The sequence below is a fragment of the Bradyrhizobium sp. SMVTL-02 genome (genome assembly GCF_051853005.1).
Classification (GTDB): Bacteria; Pseudomonadota; Alphaproteobacteria; order Rhizobiales; family Xanthobacteraceae; genus Bradyrhizobium.
Genome location: NZ_CP182469.1, coordinates 2,050,233 through 2,071,292 on the forward strand (window position 1 = coordinate 2,050,233; position 21,060 = coordinate 2,071,292).

Below are 21,060 nucleotides of genomic sequence, written 5' to 3' on the forward strand. Positions count from 1 at the left end.
CGCTGCCTCTCCACGTCATTGCGAGCGCAGCGAAGCAGTCCAGAGTCTTTCCGCGGATGCAGCCTGGATTGCCTCGTCGCAAGGGCTCCTCGCAATGACGGGGGATAGAGCGACGACGTGGCTACTCCGCCGGCTCGGCCGCCAGCGTCGGATAGTCCGTGTAGCCTTTTGCGCCGCCGCCATAGAACGTGTTCTTGTCCCAGTCGTTCAGGCCCGCGCCCTGCTTCAGCCGCTCGACGAGATCGGGGTTGGAGATGAACGGCTTGCCGAAGGCGATCAGGTCGGCCGCGTTCGCCTCGAGCATCTTGCTGGCGAGATCGAAGTCGTAGCCGTTGTTGGCGACGTAGGCGCCACTGAAGCGCTTGCGCAAGCTCGCATAGTCGAACGGCGCGATGTCGCGCGGCCCGCCGGTGGCGCCCTCGACGACGTGGAGATAGACCAGCTTCAGCGCGCTGAGGCCGTCGACGATGTGGTCGTACAGGGCCTGCGGGTTGGAATCCGAGATGTCGTTGGCGGGCGTCACCGGCGAGATGCGGATGCCGGTGCGGTCGGCACCGGCTTCAGCCACCACGGCCCTGGAGACCTCCAGCATCAGCCGTGCGCGGTTCTCGATCGAGCCGCCATAGGCGTCGCCGCGCTTGTTGCTGCCGTCCTTGGCGAACTGCTCGAGCAAATAGCCGTTGGCACCGTGGATCTCGACGCCGTCGAAGCCGGCTTCCAGCGCGTTCTTCGTCGCGCGCTTGAAGTCGTCGATGATGCCGGGAATTTCGGAGAGTTCGAGCGCGCGGGGCTCGGAGACATCGGCGAAGCCGCCGTTGACGAACGTCTTGCCCCTGGCGCGGATCGCGCTCGGCGCGACCGGGGCTGCGCCATTCGCCTGCAGGTCGACATGCGAGATGCGGCCGACATGCCAGAGCTGGATGAAGATCTTGCCGCCGCGCTCATGCACCTTGTCGGTGACCTTGCGCCAGCCGGCGACCTGCTCCTTGCTGTAGATGCCGGGGGTGTCCTGGTAGCCCTGGCCTTGTTGCGAGACCTGGCTCGCTTCGGTGATCAGGAGCCCTGCGGAGGCGCGCTGGCCGTAATAGTCGGCGGCGAGCGCGCCCGGTACGAACGTGCCGGGAACGGCGCGGTTGCGCGTCAGCGGCGCCATGACAAGGCGGTTGGCCAACGTGATCGGGCCGAGCTTGTAGGTCTCAAACAATTTGGTCGAACGGCTCATGGGAATGCTTCCAGGCGGTGAGAGGTCCCGAACACTTGTGCATCGCGACATCAGGCGCAAGGGATGAGCCATACGGAAAGTGCAGGCGAGCTACGCGGCAGCGCCCGCGTAGCATAATTCATGTGCAATTCCGGCTGCGACAGCGGATTTCCGCTGACGCGGCGGTACGATTTGAAAATCAGTTCAGGCCCATGAAATCGCGCTTGCCGATCTCGACGCCGTTGTGGCGCAGGATGCCGTGGGCGGTCGCACAGTGGAAATAGAAGTTTGGCAGCGAGAATGCACTCAGGAACTGCTGGCCCTTCAAGGTCGTGGTCTTATCGGGCCCGGACGGGAAGGTGACGTCCCGGGTCTCGGCGCCCTCGAACTGCTCGGGCTTGAACGATTTGACGTAGTCGATCGTCTTCGCCAGCCGCTGCTTCAGCTCCTCAAACGTCTTTTCCGTGTCGGGATTGGAAGGCACTTCGCTGTGCGTGAGGCGCGCGCAGCCCTTGGTGGCGAAATCGCTGACGAGCTGGATCTGCTTCGACAGCGGCAGCATGTCTGGGAACAGGCGGGAGCCGAGCAGCACGCTTGGATCGATCCTCTTCGCCGCGCAATGCGCCTCGGCCTTGGTGAGAAGGCCAATCAGGCTGTTCAGCATTTGCAAATAGGCGGGAACGACGGCGTCGTAGAAGGACATGTGATGCTCGCTTCAATGATGGAGAAATCTCAGGAGAAAACCTGAGTCACTCACATGGGAGGCTCATGGAAAAATACAATCGCGAAAGCGGATTGTGCGATGCGAAAATTCTGTCGCGCCACCTTCTTCGGCGTCATCGCCGCCACACCCTCACTGTCATCGCCCGGCTTGACCGGGCGATCCAGTACGCCGAGACAGCTGTGGTTGAATCGATAGGCCGCGTACTGGATGCCCCGGTCGAGCCGGGGCATGACAGGGGAAAGGTTTACCGGATCGTCGCCTGGGGCTGCGCCTGCGCCGTGCTGCCGCGCATGCGGGCGAGCAGCTCGGCGGTGGGCCAGGAATCCGCAGGCAGGCCGTACTTGATCTGCATCGCTTTCACGGCCGCGCGGCTCTGCTGGCCGAGCACGCCATCGATCTTGCCGACATTGAAGCCGGCCTGGACCAGAAGCTGCTGCAATTGCTTGAGCTCGTTGAACGGCAGCTGCGCGACCGGCGCGGCCGGCCTGCGCATCGGGGTAGCGCCCGCAATCCGGGTGGCGAGATAGCCCGCGGTGGTCGAATAGATCAGCGAGTTATTCCACTCGGTGTAGGCGGCGAAATTCGCATACGCCATGAAGGCAGGACCGGTCCGTCCCATCGGCAGCAGCACGGAGGCCGCAAGATTGTCGTTCGGCAGCGGCCGGCCGTCGGGATAGCTGACGCCCAGCTGCGCCCATTTCGAGCGCGGCTGTTGCACGCTGAGATCGGTCTGCTCCCACGGCAGGTTCTGCGGCACCTTGATCTCCTCCAGCCACGGCTCGCCGCGCCGCCACTTCAAGCCGTTGGCGATGTAGTTCGCGGTCGAGCCGATCACGTCGTCCTCGCTGCGCAGAAGATCGCGCCGTCCGTCGCCGTCGTAATCGACGGCGTAATTGACGTAGTGGGTCGGCAGGAATTGCGTCTGTCCGAGCTCGCCGGCCCAGGAGCCGACCATCTCCTCGGGTGTGAGATCGCCGCGATCGATGATCTTCAGCGCGGCGATGGTCTCGTTCACGAACATCTCCGAGCGGCGGCAATCGTAGGCGAGCGAGACCAGCGATTTCAGCGTCGGCAGATTGCCCATGTTGGCGCCGAAATCGCTCTCCAGGCCCCAGAACGCGGCGATCACCGCCGGCGGCACGCCGTATTCCTTTTCGGCGCGCGCGAATGCAGAGGCGTGGTTCCTGATGTGCTGCTGGCCGTTCTGCATGCGATAGGGCGCGGCCATGCGTCCCGCAAACTCGGTGAAGAGCTGGCCGAACACGCGCTGGCCGCGGTCGCGGTTGACGATGCCCTGGTCGTAGACGAGGTAGGGCGAAGCCTCCGCGATCGTTCGCTGCGAGACGCCGGCCGCGACGGCCTTGCTCTTCACGTCGGCGAGGAAGCGATCGAAGCTCGCGCCGTTATGGCACGAGGCAGCGCGCGGCGAGGGCGCGGTCGCCTTGGGCGCCGCGGGTCTTGCGGGAGGCGCTGCGAACTGGGCAGAGACGGTCGTGGAGCAAGCGAGGAGCGCGACGGCCGCGATCGCAAATCGGGTCTGGAGCATAGGGGTTCCGGCGGGGAGGCAGGCGTGGATTCGCCCGAAGTCTAAAGCATGATCCGGAAAAGTGCGAAGCCGTTTTCCGAAAAGATCAGGCCTATCCAAACAGCCGCATCAGCAGCGCCTTGCCGACCGGGAGCGCCTTGACGCCCTGGTAGGCGCGCACATACTCGCCGGCATAGAACGCCCTGATCGCATGCACGCGCGTGTCCATGCCCTCCTCGAAGCGCACCGCGAATCCGTCGGTCGTCCGCCGCACCACGATCGCCGCGATCGAGCGGCCGTAGATGCGGCAGTCGATCGTGCTGCCGGGCGCCGGGGGATCGGGATCGATCAGCCGGGCGCCGGTGATCGAGATGTCGGCGAGCCGCGCCAGATGCGACCTGCCGTCCTGGCGCAGCAGCACCGGCTCGTTGCGCTGAAAGCGCTCCGCCTTGCGCTTGCGCGGCTGCTCGATGCAGACGAAGCAGACCACGGTCAGGATGACCGCGTTGTAGAGGCTCCATGCCAGCGCCAGCCCGCCATAGGCGATGTTCTCGCCGCGCAGATGCAGGATGAAGGCATAGGCGATCGAAGCGAGCGTGATGAGGAGCGTGGTGCCATAGATTCGCAGCAAGGGCCATTCGACGAATCTGTTGTCGCGGTCGCCGCCTTTCGCAGTGACCTTGAACTTGTGCCCCTGCGGCTTCAGCAGGCCGGCTGCCACCGCCTTCAGCACGGCGGGCGCGGCGATCAGTTGCGAGACATCGGTCATCATGGCGAGCGAACGGCCGCGCGACAGCCAGGTCATGGTGAGGCCGTGCCAGACATAGAACGGTAGGAATAAGCGCAACAGCTCGGTGAGGTCCGCCTGCACCGCCTTGATGCCGAACAACAGGAACAGCCAGGGCACGATCAGGCCCGCGACTTTCGAGGTGTAGACCGCGGCCCAGCTCATGAAGGCATCGACCAGCGAGAGCCGGTCGATGAAGGAAAGCTTCGACTGCTGCGACAGCGGTCCGCTGCGGCCGCGCACGATCTGCATCAGGCCGAGGCACCAGCGGGCGCGCTGGGTGATGTATTCCTTCAGCCCTTCCGGAGCGAGCCCGATCGTCAATCGCTCGTTGAGATAGATCGTGGTGAGGCCGCATTCCTTCAGGCGCAGCGTGACGAGATAGTCTTCCGTCACCGAGTCGGTTGGAAAGCCGCCGATCCGCACCAACCCTTCATAGCGAATGAGGGATGAGGTGCCGCAGCAGAAGGCGACGCCCCAGGCGTCCTTCGCCGGCATCAGGATATCGAAGAAGAAGCGCTGCTCGTCCGGCCAGACGTCGGTCGCGGCAAGGTTGGTCTGGATCGGGTCGGGATTGATGAAGTGCTGCGGCGTCTGCACCACGCCGACCGAGGGATCATCCATCAGCGAGATGGTCCGCGCCAGTAAATCGGGCCGCGGCACGAAATCGGCGTCGAGAATGGCCACAAAGACCGGCGGCTCCGGCAGCGCGCCGACATGCCGGAGCGCATGGTTGATGTTGCCGGCCTTGGCGTGGCGGTTGTCGGGCCGGGTCAGGTAGTGGCAGCCGAGTTCGCCGGCGAGCCGGCGTAGCCAGGGCCGCCGGCCGTCGTCGAGCACCCAGACGCGATAATGGCCGTACTCCATGCCGGTCGCGCCGATGATGGTGCGCTCGAGGATCGAACGCTCCTCGTTGTAGGTGCAGATGAAAACGTCGATCAGCGGCGCGTGCGGATCTCGTGCGCGGCCGTCGATCCTGGCCGCCTTGGTGCGGTCGAGCGTGCGGCTGAGGAACAGCAGCGACAGCGCGACCGCAACCAGCGAGGCCGCCTCCAGCAGCATGAAGGGATAGCCGATCACGGCATCCGCCGTCAGGTGCGGTGGCGGCAGCGTTGCAGTCGCACGCCAGTGGAGATAGCGCAGCAGCAGAACGAGCGATACCACGGCCAGAAACGAGCGCGCCATCGTGCTCTCGCGCCGGAGCAGCGGCACGATCGCCATGAAGGCGCCGAGCGCGATCAGGCCGGGCGTCAGCGCCGCCGTCACGGCGCGGTCTCTTGCCTTGCAAACACGACGCGGCCGGTGCGTCCCACCGTGCAGCCGTGGGCGGCGGCATCGGCGAGCGCAACGGTTACGCGATACGGCTCCTTGCTCAGCGCGTCGGGATTGATGGCGAGATTGGCCGGCGCGCCGGCGGCGCCGGTCAGATTGACCACGGTGCCGGAGATCGGCGCGCCGCCGTCGTTCGGCTCGAACGTCGCGCGGTCACCGAGCTGCAGGCGGTTGTAGACATTCTCGGTGACGTTGGCCGTGATGACGGCGCTGCCGCAATCGAGCACCTTGAGCAGCGGCTGTCCGGCCTGCACGTCCTCGCCCGGCGAAGTCATCATCTCCCAGATGCGGCCTGCGACAGGTGTCGTGATGTTGGCCTCGGAGAGATCGGCAAAGCGGACCTCTTCGACGATGATCTCGTTGGCGAGCCAGGCGATCTCGGTGTCGATGCGTGCGAGGTCGGCCTCGAGATCGCCGGCACGCTGGCGCATCTCCTCCTCGCGCTGCACCGAGCTCGGACGGTCGTTGTAGCTGTCGCCGAGAAAGGAGCCGCTCCGTGCCGCGGTGAGCTCGACCTTCGCTGCATCCAGCCGCTTGCGCGCACCGAGCTCGGTCTGCTGTGACACCGAGAGCTCGCGCGTCAGCCGCGCCAGCTCGACGGTCGAGACGTTGCCGGTTTTCGCCAGCGAGGAGGCGCGCTCGACGGCGGCGCTGGCCTCGTCCCGCCGGGCCGCGGCCGCCTCGATCGAGGTCTGGATCTCCGCGATGCGGGCCTCGAGCTGCAGCACGCGCCCGTCGCGGAATTGCGCGGCCTGCCGTGCCAGGTCCTTCTGTGCTGCCTGCGCGGAGGCAAGCTTGGCGGCGAGGCTCGGCCGCTCGTTCTCGAGGCGCGATTTCTGGCGCCGGAGATCGTCGAGCCGGGTGCGGTCGCCGCGCGAGTTGACGACGCGCAGGACCACGGCGCCGGCGTCTAACCTGGCCTGATTGGTCAGGCGCTGGGTGGCGACCACGCGCCCGCCGACCGGCGTGCGCAGGGTGACGAGGCGGGAATTCAGCACGGCCTCGACGCTCGAATATTCCCATATCGCCCGCAGCGGCAACCAGCCGAAGACCGCGAGGAGGGCAAGGCCGATGGCGATCTTGGCGCCACGCCGCAGATGCGGCCAGCGCGGCTGCGATTCCGCCGTGGTCTTCGCCTCGGGCGAATGACCGTGGTCGCCGTTGGCGAACAGCTGCTCGTGCAGCGCCTCCTGCAATCCCTTGGCCTCGGTCTTTGTGTCTTGAGAGGAGGGAGCGGCGGGGTCGACGGAAGCGGCGCGCGAGCGGTCTGCCATGACGGTCACCTTGCTGACGGGAGGTCAACGGAACCGGTCAATGCGCAAAGGCCGTGCAGCGTGCCCGGTTACCGCAGATTAGCCCAGGCTGTACTTTCCAAGTTGCTAATCCTGTGCGTGTGTTTTTCTACAATAGCTGGGCGGGAAAGGCTAGGCATCCATCTATCTGCGGCCCGGCGACGCACGAACCTTGCAGTGGCTGCCCGCATCCATACCTCGACGGTGCCGGCCGGAGGCTTGCCCGCGGCCGCCCCAGGAGACGGCCATGAACTATCTTCGTACCGCAATGCTGCTCGCAGGCCTCACCGCCCTGTTCATGGGCGTGGGCTATCTGATCGGCGGCGCCTCCGGTGCCATGATCGCGCTCGTGATCGCTGCCGCAACCAATCTCTTTACCTACTGGAACTCCGACCGCATGGTGCTCTCGATGTACGGGGCCCACGAGGTCGACCGCGCCAGCGCGCCGGAGCTGTTCGGCCTCGTCGCCGAGCTTGCCGGCCGCGCCTCGCTGCCCATGCCGCGCGTGTTCGTGATGGACGAAGCGCAGCCGAATGCGTTCGCGACCGGCCGCAATCCCGAGAATGCCGCGGTCGCCGTCACCACCGGCTTGATGCACCAGCTCAGCCGCGAGGAGCTCGCCGGCGTGATCGCGCACGAGCTCGCCCACATCAAGCATCACGACACGCTGCTGATGACTGTTACCGCGACCATCGCTGGCGCGATCTCCATGCTCGCCCAGTTCGGCATGTTCTTCGGCGGTCATCGCGACAACAACAGCGGCCCGGGCATCGTCGGCTCGATCCTGCTGATGATCCTGGCGCCGATCGGCGCCATGCTGGTGCAGATGGCGATCAGCCGCACCCGCGAATATGCGGCGGACAATCTCGGCGGCCGCATCGTCGGCCAGCCGATGTGGCTCGCCTCGGCTCTGATGAAGATCGAGGGCGCCGCGCACCAGGTCCCGAACTACGAGGCCGAGCGCAATCCCGCGACGGCGCACATGTTCATCATCAATCCGCTGTCCGGCCACGGCGTGGACAATCTCTTCACCACCCATCCCTCGACGCAGAACCGTATCGCTGCGCTTCAACAGCTCGCCGCCGAGCTTGGCGCGCATGCGGCGCCGTCGCTGGGCGCCAACGAGAACTATCCGCCGCAAGGCCCCTGGGGCCGCTCCTCGTCCTGGCGCGGTCCTTCCCGTGGTCCGTCACGCGGTCCCTGGGGTTGACGGAACCGGCCAGGATTTGCGCGGGGCTTTGTGACCTGGCGCACACAGGATCATTGCGGCGGGTGTTAACACCCCCCCGTGAGATTTGCTTCGAAAGGGGATGCGTGGCCGGCGCAATGTCGGCCGGCGTCGAAGATGACCAGAGTTGCCGTACCATTGCTGATCGTCCTGGCCGTGCTCATTGGCCTGTCCACGCATATGGTGGTCAATTGCGGGGACGCGGACGATCCTGATATCTGCGCGGCCGTGATCGGCTTCTCGCCGCTGCGCGGCTCGCTGATCGCCTTTGCCTATGAGGGGCGCGGGCGGATCGCGCTGCGCCACGGCGACTTTCGCCGGGCGATCGCCGATTTCGACGAGGCCATCCACCTCAATCCCAACCGCGCCTCGCTCTATCGCGACCGCGCGCTCGCACGCCGGCAGAACGGTGATCTGGAACTGGCCATCGAGGATTATGACGAGGCGATCGCGCATGATCCCAAGCACGCCGCGCCTTATCACCACCGCGGCCTCGCGCTCGCGGCCACCGGCGATCTCGATCGCGCCATCCTGAGCTACAACACGGCGGTGCGCCTCGACCCCTCGGACGCACAAGCCCGGCTCGATCGGGGCCTTGCGTTCCTCGCCCGCGGCCAGGTCGACGATGCGCGCGCCGATTTCGAAGCTGCCCTGACGCTGCCGGCCGGCAAGGACATCCGCACCCGCGAAGCCGCGCGCGCCAAGCTCGCCGAACTCGCCAGCGCCGAGCCGATCGCCGTGCCGAGGCGATGATGGAATTTGCGTAGTTCTGGCGTTCTTACCCTGTCCCCCTGCAAGGGGAGAAGGAAGAAAGAACTTACTTCGCCTTCCTGGCCTTCGCCTTTTTCACCTTGACAGTCTTCTTCGCCGGCTTCTCTTCCTTCTTCCCGACCTTCACCGCAACCGGCGTGCTGGCGGCGAGGCGCATCGCGCGGGCGTAGCTGTCGGCGACGTTGTCGGCGGACATCTGCAGTCGCTTGGCGGCGGCGGTGGCCTGCTCCATGGTGGCCTTGGCCATCATCTTGAAGCGGTCGCCGGTCTCCTTGCCCTTGGCCTTGGCCGCGAGGCCGTTGAAGCGATCCCGCCGCTCCTTCGCGCGGGTCATCAGGCCCGTATGCAGCTGTCTGGCCAGTTGCCGGATCACGACATCCAGGTCGGCGTCCGCCATGTTCTTCCATCCTCTTGAAAGCAGGTATCGATGCGGGCGGGACTATGCAGATCGGGCCCCGCCTTGGCAATCGGCGGCCGCCCGTCATCCGCAGCTTCCGGTCCCAAAACAACAAAGCCGCGCATTTTGCGCGGCTCTATTGCTCGGCGGTGTTTCCGCCTCACTTCAGCGAGGCAACCGGGCCGCTCGACGCTGCCGGGTCTGGGTCGAAGCCGAATACGCCGACCAGATATTTGTAATAGTCCGGCATCTTCTCCTTGAGCGTCTCGCGCGACTTGGGGTCGTGGAATTCGCTCTTTCCGGACAGGAAGATGCTGGCGGTCACGGCGAAGAACTCCATCGGATTCTTCATCGCATAGGAGTCCTTGGGCAGCATGTCCTTGGACTTGGCCAGGGCATAATGGCCGATCACGCCCTTGTTGGCGTAGCCGTCCGGCAGCAGCCGCGCGTGGAAGGCGTGCAGCATCTCGTGCAGCAGTACCGCTTCCTTCTCGTAGCGCATCATGTCCGGCCGCAGCAAGATCACGCCGAGGCCCGAATCGACCGCAAGGTCGACGGCATTCGGATTGGTCCAGCGCTGCTTGGCGGGATCCCAGACCGTCAGGGTCCGGGGCGCGGTGCGCTGCATGTCCGGCGTGACCCGGCCGTAGCAGGCGGTGGCGGCGCCTTCGTCGAGGCAGGCGAGCTCGCTCGCGACGATCGGAACGGTGTGGAAGAAGCGCAGCACCCGCGGGGAGAGGCCGACGCCTTCGACGACGTCGATCTGGCTCTTCAGGTTCTCGGTGAGCTTGTCGACGTCCTTGCGGTCGCGGTTCTCGGAAATGTCGAACATGTAGCCGCGATAGCTCTGGAAGCCCGGCGGCAGGGCCTGCGCCGCGTCGGCATCGAGCGAACCGGCATTGGATGGATTGGCAAAGAGCGCGCCGACAATGGTCGCGGTCAGCAGCAACGCAATGCGCATGATGAACCCCCTGATGTCACTTCGCCCGGCAGGATAGGCCGCCGTTGTTTGCGAAAAGTGAGTGGGGCGAGACTAAGGCAGCGATGTTGAGGCGTGCTTAACCGTTGGTTGCAGATCGCGAGGGCGGATTAGTCCCGGGTTAACCAAGCGTGGATCGGCGACGCACTTCGGCGTAACATCGTCGCCGGGCACGAGGCCCGAAAGTCCAGACAGCCGGAAGGGGAGGATGCCATGTATGCCGCCATCCGTCAGGCCAAGGCGAAAAGCGGGAGTGCGGAAGAGCTGACCCGTCGCATCAAGGACGGCGCCGTTCCGATCATTAGCGACGTCGACGGTTTCCGCGCCTATTACGTCGTCTATGCCGGCGACGACACGGTCACCGCGATCTCGATCTTCGACAAGTTCGAGCAGGCGGAGGAGGCGAACAAGCGCGCCATCGCCTGGATCGAGAAGGATCTCGGCCCGCTGCTCGCCGGCGACGCGCGCGCCGTGGCCGGGCCGGTGATTGTGCATACGCTGGCATAGGCCCTTCGTCATTGCGAGGAGCCCGCGACAAAATTGCGAAGCAATTGCGCGCTGGCGACGAAGCGATCCAGGCTGTCACCGCGGAGACAGTCTGGATTGCTTCGCTTCGCTCGCAATGACGTGGATGCAGCCGCGCTCACAACTCCCGCGCATTCGAGAACGCGAACGAACTCACCCTTCTCGTCGTCTCGTCCAAAATCAGCGTCCGCGTGATCGGCGGCTCGGCGCGCTGGGCGCAGTTTTCACGCTCGCAGAGGCGGCAGTTGACGCCGATCGGCGTGCCCTCGGTTTTCTCCAAATCCATGCCGGCGGCGTAGGTCAGGCGCGCGGCGTGGCGGATCTCGCAGCCGAGGCCGATCGCGAAGCGCGGCTGCGGCAGCGGATGCGGCGCGACCGGGCGGCGCACCATCTGCGCGATCGAGAAATAGCGCGTGCCGTCGGACAGCTCGATCACCTGCTTGAGCAGGCGATCCGGCGTGTCGAAGGTCGAGTGCACGTTCCACAGCGGACAGGTGCCGCCGAATTTCGAGAACGGGAACGTGCCGGAGGAAAAGCGCTTGGAGACGTTGCCGGCATTGTCGACGCGCAGGAGAAAGAACGGAATGCCGCGCGCGTTCGGCCGCTGAAGGGTGGTGAGGCGGTGGCAGACCTGCTCGAAGCCGGAGTTGAAGCGCTGCGCCAGCACGTGGATGTCGTAGTTGAGCGCTTCGGCGGCCGCGAGGAACGCGGGATAGGGCATCATCACGGCGGCCGCGAAGTAGTTGCCGAGCGTGATGCGGAACAGCCGCCGCGGTGCATCGTCGAGCGGGCCCGCGCGGCCGATGATCGTCTCCAGATGCTGCGCGCATTCGCCAAGCCCGAGCTGGAAGGCGAGCTGGAATGCGCGGCCGGGCGGATCGACCAGCTCGGAGATCAGGAGCTGCCGGCGATGGCGGTCGAAACGCCTGAGCGTCTCGCGCATCACGTCGACCGGCATGATCCGGGTCTGGATCGAATGCTTCTCGCGCAGCCGCGTGGCGAGCGCCGCATAAAGGCCCTCGGCCGGCACGTTCAGCTCGTCGCGCAGATTTTCCGCGGCCTGCTCCAGCTCCGGAAAATAGTTGCGGTTGGCCTCGATCAGCTCGCGCACGCGCTCGACCGGATTGGCCTCGTAGCGGGTGCCGACGTCGCGGTCGGCCATCTGGGCGGCGGCCAGCGTCTCGCCCTGGCGCGCCTCGGTATAGGCCGCGTAGAGCCGCTGCAGCGCGTGGGTGACGCCGGGGCAGAGCTCGGCGAGGTCACGCAGCTCCTGCTTGGGTACGTCGATCTGGCGGAACAGGGGGTCGGAGAAGATCTCGTTCAGCTCGGCGAAGAAGCGGTCCTCGTCGGCGGTGGCGAGGTCGCGCAGGTCGAGATCGTAGGTCTCGGCCAGCCGCAGCAGGATCTGCGCCGTCACCGGGCGCTGGTTGCGCTCGATCAGGTTGACGTAGCTCGGCGAGATCCCGAGCCCCTCGGCGATCTGGGTCTGCGACAGCCCCAATTGCTGCCGGATCCGCCGGAAGCGCGGGCCGACGAACAGTTTCTTCCCGGACTCGGCGGGCATCACCGGCTCCCTTCTTCGCCTCTCCCCGCGTCGAGGGGGAAAATAGCGGACTTGGCGGGCATGTCTCAGATCTCCAGACGCATCAAGGACAGACTTGCTGACCTATACTTTACATGATTTACAAAATAACATCTATTACATGTTCTGATGTTACATGACATCACCAATAAAAAACAAGCCATCTATACGAAGTTTGCGTTTTGGCGTTTAGCTCCTGACACGCATCTCGCAATGCATTGTCAAGAATGTCGATGACCTGTCATCGGCCATCGTCAGCGAAAGGATAGGCACATGAATTACCAGCCCCGCGGCATCAACGCGCTCCAGCGCCCGGCCTCGTATCAAGACGAGATCAAGGCGGCCCAGGCGCTCCTCGAGACCAAGCCGACCTGGAACGGGGTGACGGCCGAGGCGGTCGCGCGCATGCGCCTGCAGAATCGCTTCAAGACCGGCCTCGACGTCGCCCGCTACACCGCGGCGCTGATGCGGGCCGACATGGCGGCCTATGACAACGATCCGACCAAGTACACGCAATCCCTCGGCTGCTGGCACGGCTTCATCGCGCAGCAGAAGCTGATCTCGGTCAAGAAGCACTTCGGCGGCAAGACCGATCGCACCTACCTGTATCTCTCGGGCTGGATGATCGCGGCGCTGCGCTCCGAGTTCGGTCCGCTGCCCGACCAGTCGATGCACGAGAAGACCTCGGTGCCGGCGCTGATCGAGGAGCTCTACACCTTCCTGCGTCAGGCGGACGCGCGCGAGCTCAATGACATCTTCCGCAGCCTCGACAAGGCGCGCAAGGAAGGCGACAAGATCCGCGAGAAGGAGCTGATCGAGAAGATCGACAACTTCCAGACCCATGTCGTCCCCGTCATCGCCGACATCGATGCCGGCTTCGGCAATGCGGAGGCGACCTACCTGCTCGCCAAGAAGATGATCGAGGCGGGTGCCTGCGCGCTGCAGATCGAGAACCAGGTCTCGGACGAGAAGCAGTGCGGCCACCAGGACGGCAAGGTCACGGTGCCGCATGACGTCTTCCTTGCGAAGATCCGCGCCTGCCGCCACGCCTTCCTCGAGCTCGGCATCGAAGACGGCATCATCGTGACCCGCACCGACTCGCTCGGCGCCGGCCTCACGCAGCAGATCGCCGTCAGCCACAAGCCCGGCGACATCGGCGACCAGTACAACAGCTTCCTCGATTGCGAGGAAGTGACGCCGGAGAACGCCAGGAACGGCGACGTCATCATCAACCGCAACGGCAAGATGATGCGGCCGAAGCGGCTGCCCTCCAACCTCTACCAGTTCCGTCCCGGCACCGGTGCGGACCGTTGCGTGCTCGACTGCATCACCTCGCTGCAGAACGGCGCCGACCTGCTCTGGATCGAGACCGAGAAGCCGCATATCGAGCAGATCGCCAGCATGGTCGACCGCATCCGCAAGGTCGTGCCGAACGCCAAGCTCGCCTACAACAACTCCCCGTCGTTCAACTGGACCCTCAACTTCCGTTGGCAGGTCTACGACGCAATGAAGGAAGCGGGCCAGGACGTCAGCAAGTACAACCGTGCCGAGCTGATGAAGGCGGAGTACGACGATACCCCGCTGGCGAAGGAAGCCGACGAGCGCATCCGCACCTTCCAGGCGGATTCGGCCAAGCGCGCCGGCATCTTCCACCACCTGATCACGCTGCCGACCTATCACACGGCCGCGCTGTCCACCGACAACCTCGCCCGCGAGTATTTCGGCGAGCAGGGCATGCTCGGCTACGTCAAGAACGTCCAGCGGGCCGAGATCCGTCAGGGCATCGCCTGCGTGAAGCACCAGAACATGGCCGGCTCCGACATCGGCGACGACCACAAGGAGTACTTCGCGGGCGAAGCCGCGCTGAAGGCGGGCGGCGTCCACAACACCATGAACCAGTTCGGCTAACGCACCACGCGAGTTCGAGAGGAGACTGACAATGACCAAAGGCAGCAATTTCTGGGTGATCGGCGGCGAGTTCGGTTCGATGAACTTCCACAAGCTCGTGGAAGGCTCGGCCCAGGTCAAAGGTCCGTTCAAGACCCGCAAGGAAGCCGAGGACTGCTGGCGCGAGGTGTCGGAAGAGAGCCGCCACAAGGCCGGCGTCCGCTTCTCGATCGTGGAAGAGCCGTCGCGCGTCTCGGCCTGAGGGCCGGTTGCCGACCTGACTTAAGAAGAAGACGTCCAAGGACGGATGGTCCCATCCAGGCTCTGCCTGGGTGGGATCGTCTGTTTTTGGCACAGGTCTGTCGCCTGTGGGAGCCGTAAGTATCTGGAATTATGTGCCCTTTGCGCGGGGTTTGGTTGCTGATAGGTTAACGGGGATAAGTCGAGGACGAGGCCGACAATGTCAGAGCCCGAGACCAGCGGAACCCATCCCAGCCAGCCGCGCCCGGTGCGGCTGCGTGATGCGCTGCTGCGCGCACGGATCGAGGCCGCGGACCGGACCGGCGTCGTCGTCGACCTCCGCGACGCCGAGGTGGCGCGGCTCGAGATCCTCAACGACGCGCTCGATCCGCTGTTCGCCCAGGTGCCGGAGCAGATCGACCTGTTCGACCGCGGCATCAGCCAGGGCGACACGCCGAGGCTCTGGATCGATGTCGTCGCCCACATCATGATGGGGCGCGACAAGCGGATGTATCGTTTCGTCCAGGACACCCGCTTCGGCCGCATCGTGCTCGCCGAATCGCACGACACCGCGGTGATCGTCGATGCCGTCACCGACTATGTCGCCCGCCGCATGATCGAGCGCGAGCATGCGATGGTGGTCCCGCCCGAACCGCAAGCCCCGGCCGCCGAGCCGCCGCGCCGCTCGCGGGTCTGGCCGTTTCTATTCGGCTTTGTGCTTGGTGCGGCCGCGTTGTTCGGCGTCGCCGCGCTGGCGGTCTTGCGCGGCTGGTGACGCTCTCTCCGCCGTCATTGCGAGCACAGCGAAGCAATGCGGGAATCTTTCCACGGAGGGACTCTGGATTGCTTCGCTGCGCGCGCGATGACGGTGAATTAGATCAATCTCGCCTGCTTGATCGGCCCGATCTGAAACCCCGCCCCGAGCGCTCGCACCGTCTGCTCGCAGCGCCAGCCGGCGTTGTCCTTCTCGATCCTGAACAGATTGTACGCCGCCGCCGGATAGCGTCCGTGCGCGAGCGCGGAGGCCGAGGGTACGCCCACCGCGGGAATGTTGCCGTTGGGCCCCTCGAACCACATCGTCGAATGGATGTGGTCGTGCCCGTGCAGGATCAGTTCGGCGCCGTGGCGCTTCAACAGCGCGAGCAGATCGGCAGAGTCCGTCATCCGCTTCTGACGCGCAGCAGACTTGAGGGGATGATGCACCAGCAACACGCGGAAGACGTCCTCGGCTGCGAGCCGGTCGAGCACCTGCTCGAGCGCGGCGAGTTGATCGCGCCCGAGCGTGCCCGTCGCCATCAGCGGCAGGGTCGGCACCGCGGTCGACAGGCTGATCAGCGCCAGCGGCCCGCGCCGGCGCACGCTAGGAAAACCGGTGCGGCCGTCGTCGCCCGTGAGATAGGGTGCAAAGGTCTCGCCGAAGCGGTGAAGGGTCGCGCGGACATAGGCGTCGTGATTGCCGGGAATCGTGGTGACGCGGTCGGGCGGTCCGACCTCGTCGAGCCAGGCGCGCGCGGGGGCGAACTCGGCCTCCAGCGCCAGATTGACGAGATCGCCTGTCACCGCGATGTGGTCGGGCGCCTGGGCCTTCATGTCGGCAACGAGGGCGTCGAGCACTTCGCGACGCTGGTATTTGTGGCGGTTGCGCGTCCAGTTGATGTAGCCGAGCGCGCGCTTGCCGGCGAGCTCGACCAGCCGCGGCTTCGGCAGCGGCGCCAGATGCGGGTCGGACAGATGGGCGAGCGTGAAGGGGGCCATGGCGCGCGATTGCCTCGCTATTCGTCCACCGTAATGGCAAGGTCGCGAAGACTGCGCAAGCCGAGCCTGACGAGGGGACCTGAGAGAATCTGATGGGGCAGCGCCTGAACCGCGTTCGACGCAAATTCGAGCCGCTGCTGCGGCGGATCTTCCACCTCTATTTCCTGCTGGTGCGCGGCATGACCCTCGGCGTCCGCGCCGTTGTGCTGGACGCCGAGAACCGGGTGTTCCTGGTCAGGCACAGCTACATCAGCGGCTGGTATCTGCCCGGCGGCGGCGTCGATCTCGGCGAGACCATGGAGCAGGCGATGCGCCGCGAGCTCAAGGAGGAGGGCGACATCGATCTCACCGGCGAGCCCGTGCTGCACGGCATCTTCCTCAACAGCCACATCTCCCGCCGCGACCACGTCGCGGTCTACGTCGTCAGGCAGTTCAGCCAGGACAGGCTGCCCGCGCCCAACTACGAGATCGTCGAATGCGCGTTCTTCGCGATCAATGCGCTTCCCGAGGGGACGACGCTCGGCACAAGGCAACGAATCGCCGAGGTGCTGGACGGCCGGCCGCTGATTGCGACGTGGCGGTGACGCGGTTTGGCGGTGAGGCTCGCGGGCAAGTTGCGCAGCATTCCGTTATCGGAACTGGATCGATCCTTCACGCAGTATTACCTCCCGATTGCGATGCTGTGCTCTTGACGCTGCTGTTCGCGGCCATCCTCGGCCGCAGCACGGCCGGTAGTTCGGCCCGGTATGAGCCCGATGGACCGCAGCCCTCCGAGATGTTATTCCGCTTCCCTTATCGACGCGTTTTCATGACGCGAGCCCGGGTCCACTTCGCTCGAAGACGCATGCCGACATGAACGATCTCTCACTGACCATCCTTCCCGAAGCGGCCGGCGACGCCCAGGCGATCGAACGGCTGCACGAGCGCACCTTCGGCCCCGGCCGCTTCGTGCTCAGCGCCTATCGCATCCGCGAGCACGTCGACCATCTGCTTGAGCTGTCCTTCACGGCCCGCATCGGCACGCTGCTGGTAGGCTCGGTCAGGCAATTGCCGGTGCTGGTCGGCGACACGCCGGCGCTGCTGCTCGGTCCGCTCACCGTCGAACCGCCTTTCCGCGACCGCGGCATCGGCCGCCTGTTGATGGAGCGCGCGCTGAAGGACGCCAAGGAGCGGGGTCACCGCCTGGTGCTGCTGGTCGGCGACGAGCCCTATTACAGCCGCGTCGGCTTCAAGCAGGTGCCCAAGGGCCGCGTCACCATGCCGGGCCCGGTCGATGCCGCCCGCATCCTGGTGTTCGAGCTCGTCGACGGCGCCTTCGAGGGCGTGTCGGGCGCGGTCGGTCCCGACTGGAGCAAGGCGCGGAAATAACGGCGTGCGGGCTACGAATCCGTGAGTTGGATGCACGGTGTTGCCTCATACTCCGTCATTGCGAGCGCCGCGAAGCAATCCAGAATCTTCTGCGGAGGCAGTCTGGATTGCTTCGTCGCAAGGGCTCCTCGCAATGACGATCGGGGAGACAGCCCGGCAAATCGCGGGATGAAGTTTACCGGGGCCCTTTAGGTCCTGGCCGGAGCGGATCAGAACTTGAAGTTCGCGAATGCCCGGACGCCGATGCCGGGCATCAAGACCTCGTCCTTGGTGTAGGACACGGAGTTGCGGATGCTCTCGTTGAGGAGATTGTTGCCGACGATGCCGGCCGTCATCTCGCGCGCGCCGAACCAGTTGCGGTCGAGCTTGGTCTTGTAGCTCACCTCGGCCTTCAGCAGATTGTAGCCCGGCGTCGGCGTCTCCGCGATCGGGGCGATGTTGTTCTGCGCGAAGGCATGCAACAGGTTGACCCGCATCAGCCAGTTGTCGTCGCGCCAGAACACGCCGCCGCCCAGTCGCACGGGTGGAATGCGCGGCACGTTGGTGCCGTCGGTGAAGGTGGCGCGGACCAGGTCGAGCTGGTTCTCGATGCCCCATATGCCACCGCGGAACGCGCCGACATCGAGCTGCGACTGGAACTCGCCGCCGCGGAAGATCGCGTCGCGCTGTGAATATCTCGCTTGCATAAGCTCGAGCTGGTCCGGATTGGCTATGTCCACACAAGCCGCGCTGTCGCATGTGTTGCCAGTCAACCGGCGGAATATGAAGCCGTTGAACTTCGTGTAGTAGCCGGTGAGTTCGAATCGCAACGGCCCTGTCGCACGCCGTAACCCAACCTCGATCGATTTTGCGGTTTCTATGCCGAGATTCGGATTGCCGATATCGAAGGTGGCCGTGGCATCATGGGCCCCGCGTGAAAACAGCTCGGCCGGCTTCGGCGCGCGTTCGACGTATTGACCGGTAACGCTGGCGGTCAAATCCCACGGCAGATTCTGGATCAGGCCGATGCTCGCGCTCTTCGGCGTGAAGTTCAGATTGCGCGGCGTGGCGGGACCAATACTGGCGGGGTCGACGTTGACGTCGAACACGGGAGGGATGAATGCCGGCGTTGTCCCGGCGAGGTTGACGTGCTCGATGCGTCCGGCAATCTGCGCCTTGCTGGTCTCGCTGAATTTCAGCTCGTTGAAGACGTAACCGGCGACCCTGTTGTTGTTGTTCGGGTCCCACAATCCATTGAGCGGGCTGCCCGGATCGTCCGGGCTCGGCGCCGTCAGTTCCTGATGACCGGCCTGGAAGCCCAGCGCCGTCGTCACCTCGGCGAAGCGCGCGTTGAACGGCATCAGCTGCACCTCGGTGCGGATCTCCTGCTCCTTGTTGGTGAAGGTCTGCCTGATGCCGTCGCTGTTGAGATCGGCGGGATTGGCAAGGCCGATCTCGTTGTGCCGGTAGTCGGTCGCGCCGGCCCAGAAGCGGATCGTGTCGATCGCGGTCGCATCAGGGCGGTACTCGCCCTTGACGTTGATCTTGGTCTGGTGGCCGTCGATGCGCGTGTGGTGGTCGGCGCCGTCGATGCCGGGGATGTGGTAGAGCGAGTCGTTCTGTGTGATCGCAGCCCCGATATAGCCGCCCTGGAAGAAATAGGAGCCGCCGATCGAGCCCCCGTCCGAGCGCGTCGCCGAATTCGGCTGGCGGCCGTTCACGGGACGCGACTGATCGTTCAGATAGGGATAGCTCGGGATCGCATAATCCGAGGTCGTGCGGCCATAGGCATCGGCATGCAAGGCGAAATTGCCGCCGCCGGTGTCGAGCAGCACGCCGCTCTCGACGCCGCGATCGACCGAGCTGAACGCGGTGCGCGTCTCCGCGGTGACGCAAGGCGATGTCGCGGCTGATGCGAGCGGCGCCTTGGTCGGCAGGCCGTAAGTCTGGAACGACGGTGCGCAGGACGGCGGCGCATCCGGAATGCGGTTGTTGGTGGCGCTGACGACGCCGCCGATCGAGGTCGAGCCGTAGCGCAGCGCAGCCGGCCCGCGCACCACCTCGACCTGGTTGGTCGCTAGCGGATCGATCGGCACGAAATGATCCTCGCCGAGGTCGGAGGCGCCGCCGCCATTGGTACCGTTCTCGACGATGCCGACGCGATTGACGTCGAGCCCCCGGATGATCGGCCGGCTGGAGGCGCCGGGCGCGAAGCTGGAGCCGGTGATGCCCGGCTTGGAAAAAAGCAAATCGCCGAGCTGGCCGCCGCCCTCGCGGCGGATCTCGTCGTTCGGCACCACGGTGACCGTGGCGAACTGGTTGGTCACGATCGGCAGCACGCCCTGCTGAGGCGCGGCCGTCGCGGGAGCTGGCGCTGGCGGCGTTGCCTCCGCCGTGCGTTGCTGGCTGCGCACGCGTCCGCTGCGGGCGACACGCACCGGGCTGCGGGTCGGCACCACCCTGCGGACGATCGGGCTCGGCGCCGTCACGGTGACGGCCGGGATCTCCGTCGACGACTTGTCTTGCGCAGGTGGTTGGGCGGGCGCCTGTGCGGGTTCTTGGGCGAGCGCCGAGGTGGCGGCGGCGCCGAGCAGGAGCAGGCTCGCTCCGGCAAGACGCTGCACGCGTAGCAATTCAAATGACATGGTCCTGATTCCATCAGGCGCCGTCCGCATATGGGTGTGCTGATCGGAGGCGGCCTGCCGTCGCGGCGCGACGGAATTCGACTTCAACTTCTCCCGGCGATAGCCGATGCGCGGCGAGGCCGGGGCGCGATCACGCGATGTCTGGAGTTAGGACGCGGGAGGGGCGCGCGGCTGGAACGCCGTGCCGGCCGATTTCAGATGGATGAACTCGGCATCAGTGGTGCGATGGAGCAGCTCGATCGGCTGCGGCAGCTGCAGGAGCGGCGGCGTCGCGAACAGGACCGTGCCTGCCATCGCGACCAATGCGCAGATCGCGCAATTGTCGTCGCCCGGCTGCTCCCGGTCGGGGGCAGAGGGCGATTGCTTCTGGACCGCGGCACGGTCGACCGAAGCGATGTCCTTGCCGCTCTTCGTCTGCTGGAGCGAGAGCTGGGCGAGGGGGGCGGCCTGGGCGAACCAGTGGCTGTGGCCGAAGGTCAGCGCGAATTGCACCAGCATCGCGAACAACGCGAACCGTGCACCGTGTCTGATATGCGACCGGACCCACTTCATCTGCAGACGCCACCCCACATCGCGAGGCGCCAATCCGCGGCGGCTACGATGTTATAGTGTAACATCGCCCGGCCGGTCGGCTGATGTCAATGGTGGGAGGATCGGCGGCAGCGGGCGGCCGATCCGATGTGTCGTTCGGGCAACTAACACGTGATGGGGAGGGGCCTGATGGAGCAACGACGGAGGTGCGCGCCCTCTCCCGCTTGCGGGGGAGGGTTGGGGGGAGGGTGTTTCCGCAATGAGACAATCTCGCAGAGGGGAAAGCCCTCACCCGGCGCTTCGCGCCGACCT

Annotated in this window: 20 protein-coding genes; 8 read left to right on the forward strand and 12 right to left on the reverse strand. The window is 65.5% G+C overall.

Annotation, left to right across the window (positions count from 1 at the left end; genetic code table 11):
* Positions 1-121: 121 nt before the first annotated feature.
* From ACNJYB_RS09560 to ACNJYB_RS09585, 6 genes are all read right to left on the reverse strand, one after another.
* Positions 122-1,222, reverse strand: coding sequence for an alkene reductase (locus ACNJYB_RS09560; protein WP_439373714.1), 1,101 nt, complete (start codon positions 1,220-1,222; stop codon positions 122-124).
* A gap of 178 nt (positions 1,223-1,400) precedes the next feature.
* A complete protein-coding gene (locus ACNJYB_RS09565; RefSeq protein WP_439373715.1) occupies positions 1,401-1,904 on the reverse strand; it encodes a DUF1993 domain-containing protein in 504 nt (167 codons plus the stop codon).
* Positions 1,905-1,954: 50 nt separating this feature from the next.
* Positions 1,955-2,155 (reverse strand): hypothetical protein, encoded by a 201-nt coding sequence (locus ACNJYB_RS09570; RefSeq protein WP_439373716.1) that lies wholly within the window; start codon positions 2,153-2,155, stop codon positions 1,955-1,957.
* 14 nt (positions 2,156-2,169) lie between these two features.
* Positions 2,170-3,471 carry a lytic murein transglycosylase gene (locus tag ACNJYB_RS09575; RefSeq protein ID WP_439373717.1) on the reverse strand — a complete coding sequence of 434 codons (1,302 nt, stop codon included), beginning with the start codon at positions 3,469-3,471 and terminating at the stop codon, positions 2,170-2,172.
* A gap of 91 nt (positions 3,472-3,562) precedes the next feature.
* A complete protein-coding gene (locus tag ACNJYB_RS09580; protein WP_439373718.1) occupies positions 3,563-5,503 on the reverse strand; it encodes a glycosyltransferase in 1,941 nt (646 codons plus the stop codon).
* The gene (locus ACNJYB_RS09585; RefSeq protein ID WP_439373719.1) at positions 5,500-6,843 is read right to left on the reverse strand and encodes an HlyD family secretion protein; all 1,344 of its coding nucleotides are present in this window, start codon (positions 6,841-6,843) and stop codon (positions 5,500-5,502) included. Before ACNJYB_RS09585 ends, ACNJYB_RS09580 begins: the two co-directional genes overlap by 4 nt.
* A 265-nt stretch (positions 6,844-7,108) precedes the next feature.
* Here ACNJYB_RS09585 and htpX point away from each other — a divergent pair, with 265 nt between their 5' ends.
* Entirely contained in the window at positions 7,109-8,071 is a 963-nt protein-coding gene (htpX, locus tag ACNJYB_RS09590) for a zinc metalloprotease HtpX (RefSeq protein ID WP_439373720.1), read from the forward strand.
* Positions 8,072-8,206: 135 nt separating this feature from the next.
* Entirely contained in the window at positions 8,207-8,842 is a 636-nt protein-coding gene (locus ACNJYB_RS09595) for a tetratricopeptide repeat protein (RefSeq protein WP_439373721.1), read from the forward strand.
* A 64-nt stretch (positions 8,843-8,906) separates the two neighbouring features.
* Here ACNJYB_RS09595 and ACNJYB_RS09600 read toward each other — a convergent pair whose 3' ends face one another.
* Positions 8,907-9,257 (reverse strand): hypothetical protein, encoded by a 351-nt coding sequence (locus tag ACNJYB_RS09600; RefSeq protein WP_439373722.1) that lies wholly within the window; start codon positions 9,255-9,257, stop codon positions 8,907-8,909.
* Positions 9,258-9,417: 160 nt separating this feature from the next.
* Positions 9,418-10,218, reverse strand: a complete 801-nt coding sequence (locus ACNJYB_RS09605; protein WP_439373723.1) for a hypothetical protein — start codon at positions 10,216-10,218, stop codon at positions 9,418-9,420.
* A 231-nt stretch (positions 10,219-10,449) separates the two neighbouring features.
* Here ACNJYB_RS09605 and ACNJYB_RS09610 point away from each other — a divergent pair, with 231 nt between their 5' ends.
* Positions 10,450-10,743 (forward strand): antibiotic biosynthesis monooxygenase, encoded by a 294-nt coding sequence (locus ACNJYB_RS09610; protein ID WP_080137665.1) that lies wholly within the window; start codon positions 10,450-10,452, stop codon positions 10,741-10,743.
* 136 nt (positions 10,744-10,879) lie between these two features.
* On the opposite strand, the gene ACNJYB_RS09615 is transcribed toward ACNJYB_RS09610, so the two are convergent.
* Complete coding sequence (locus tag ACNJYB_RS09615) at positions 10,880-12,325, reverse strand: helix-turn-helix domain-containing protein (protein WP_439373724.1); 1,446 nt, start codon at positions 12,323-12,325, stop codon at positions 10,880-10,882.
* Between the two features lie 291 nt (positions 12,326-12,616).
* Between ACNJYB_RS09615 and ACNJYB_RS09620 the strand changes: the two genes are divergently transcribed.
* The 3 genes from ACNJYB_RS09620 (at position 12,617) to ACNJYB_RS09630 (ending at position 15,245) form a co-directional block, all read left to right on the forward strand.
* Positions 12,617-14,251 (forward strand): isocitrate lyase, encoded by a 1,635-nt coding sequence (locus ACNJYB_RS09620; protein ID WP_439373725.1) that lies wholly within the window; start codon positions 12,617-12,619, stop codon positions 14,249-14,251.
* Between the two features lie 31 nt (positions 14,252-14,282).
* Positions 14,283-14,492 (forward strand): DUF4170 domain-containing protein, encoded by a 210-nt coding sequence (locus tag ACNJYB_RS09625; RefSeq protein ID WP_008560963.1) that lies wholly within the window; start codon positions 14,283-14,285, stop codon positions 14,490-14,492.
* Between the two features lie 198 nt (positions 14,493-14,690).
* Positions 14,691-15,245: a hypothetical protein gene (locus ACNJYB_RS09630; RefSeq protein WP_439373726.1), complete on the forward strand. Its 555-nt coding sequence runs from the start codon at positions 14,691-14,693 to the stop codon at positions 15,243-15,245.
* Positions 15,246-15,343: 98 nt separating this feature from the next.
* On the opposite strand, the gene ACNJYB_RS09635 is transcribed toward ACNJYB_RS09630, so the two are convergent.
* Complete coding sequence (locus tag ACNJYB_RS09635) at positions 15,344-16,225, reverse strand: metallophosphoesterase family protein (protein ID WP_439373727.1); 882 nt, start codon at positions 16,223-16,225, stop codon at positions 15,344-15,346.
* 92 nt (positions 16,226-16,317) lie between these two features.
* On the opposite strand from ACNJYB_RS09635, the gene ACNJYB_RS09640 reads away from it, so the two are divergent.
* Together ACNJYB_RS09640 and ACNJYB_RS09645 are read left to right on the forward strand one after the other, a co-directional pair.
* On the forward strand, positions 16,318-16,809 hold the full coding sequence (locus ACNJYB_RS09640) for an NUDIX domain-containing protein (protein WP_439373728.1): 492 nt from the start codon (positions 16,318-16,320) through the stop codon (positions 16,807-16,809).
* A gap of 268 nt (positions 16,810-17,077) precedes the next feature.
* Complete coding sequence (locus ACNJYB_RS09645; protein ID WP_439373729.1) at positions 17,078-17,593, forward strand: GNAT family N-acetyltransferase; 516 nt, start codon at positions 17,078-17,080, stop codon at positions 17,591-17,593.
* A 209-nt stretch (positions 17,594-17,802) separates the two neighbouring features.
* Here the strand turns inward: ACNJYB_RS09645 and ACNJYB_RS09650 are convergent, their stop codons facing one another.
* Together ACNJYB_RS09650 and ACNJYB_RS09655 are read right to left on the reverse strand one after the other, a co-directional pair.
* Positions 17,803-20,217, reverse strand: a complete 2,415-nt coding sequence (locus ACNJYB_RS09650; RefSeq protein ID WP_439373730.1) for a TonB-dependent receptor — start codon at positions 20,215-20,217, stop codon at positions 17,803-17,805.
* Positions 20,218-20,364: 147 nt separating this feature from the next.
* Positions 20,365-20,769 (reverse strand): DUF2946 family protein, encoded by a 405-nt coding sequence (locus tag ACNJYB_RS09655; RefSeq protein ID WP_439373731.1) that lies wholly within the window; start codon positions 20,767-20,769, stop codon positions 20,365-20,367.
* Positions 20,770-21,060 lie beyond the last annotated feature (291 nt).

Bases quoted from the DNA above. Each gene is read 5' to 3' on its own strand.
- ACNJYB_RS09600 (WP_439373722.1), bottom strand. From the start codon at position 9,257: ATGGCGGACGCCGACCTGGATGTCGTGATCCGGCAACTGGCCAGACAG.
- ACNJYB_RS09630 (WP_439373726.1), top strand. From the start codon at position 14,691: ATGTCAGAGCCCGAGACCAGCGGAACCCATCCCAGCCAGCCGCGCCCG.
- ACNJYB_RS09650 (WP_439373730.1), bottom strand. From the start codon at position 20,217: ATGTCATTTGAATTGCTACGCGTGCAGCGTCTTGCCGGAGCGAGCCTG.
- ACNJYB_RS09605 (WP_439373723.1), bottom strand. From the start codon at position 10,218: ATGCGCATTGCGTTGCTGCTGACCGCGACCATTGTCGGCGCGCTCTTT.
- ACNJYB_RS09635 (WP_439373727.1), bottom strand. From the start codon at position 16,225: ATGGCCCCCTTCACGCTCGCCCATCTGTCCGACCCGCATCTGGCGCCG.
- ACNJYB_RS09620 (WP_439373725.1), top strand. From the start codon at position 12,617: ATGAATTACCAGCCCCGCGGCATCAACGCGCTCCAGCGCCCGGCCTCG.
- ACNJYB_RS09615 (WP_439373724.1), bottom strand. From the start codon at position 12,325: ATGCCCGCCGAGTCCGGGAAGAAACTGTTCGTCGGCCCGCGCTTCCGG.
- ACNJYB_RS09570 (WP_439373716.1), bottom strand. From the start codon at position 2,155: ATGCCCCGGCTCGACCGGGGCATCCAGTACGCGGCCTATCGATTCAAC.
- ACNJYB_RS09595 (WP_439373721.1), top strand. From the start codon at position 8,207: ATGACCAGAGTTGCCGTACCATTGCTGATCGTCCTGGCCGTGCTCATT.
- ACNJYB_RS09640 (WP_439373728.1), top strand. From the start codon at position 16,318: ATGGGGCAGCGCCTGAACCGCGTTCGACGCAAATTCGAGCCGCTGCTG.
- ACNJYB_RS09565 (WP_439373715.1), bottom strand. From the start codon at position 1,904: ATGTCCTTCTACGACGCCGTCGTTCCCGCCTATTTGCAAATGCTGAAC.
- ACNJYB_RS09645 (WP_439373729.1), top strand. From the start codon at position 17,078: ATGAACGATCTCTCACTGACCATCCTTCCCGAAGCGGCCGGCGACGCC.
- ACNJYB_RS09575 (WP_439373717.1), bottom strand. From the start codon at position 3,471: ATGCTCCAGACCCGATTTGCGATCGCGGCCGTCGCGCTCCTCGCTTGC.
- ACNJYB_RS09610 (WP_080137665.1), top strand. From the start codon at position 10,450: ATGTATGCCGCCATCCGTCAGGCCAAGGCGAAAAGCGGGAGTGCGGAA.
- ACNJYB_RS09625 (WP_008560963.1), top strand. From the start codon at position 14,283: ATGACCAAAGGCAGCAATTTCTGGGTGATCGGCGGCGAGTTCGGTTCG.
- ACNJYB_RS09560 (WP_439373714.1), bottom strand. From the start codon at position 1,222: ATGAGCCGTTCGACCAAATTGTTTGAGACCTACAAGCTCGGCCCGATC.
- htpX (WP_439373720.1), top strand. From the start codon at position 7,109: ATGAACTATCTTCGTACCGCAATGCTGCTCGCAGGCCTCACCGCCCTG.
- ACNJYB_RS09655 (WP_439373731.1), bottom strand. From the start codon at position 20,769: ATGAAGTGGGTCCGGTCGCATATCAGACACGGTGCACGGTTCGCGTTG.
- ACNJYB_RS09585 (WP_439373719.1), bottom strand. From the start codon at position 6,843: ATGGCAGACCGCTCGCGCGCCGCTTCCGTCGACCCCGCCGCTCCCTCC.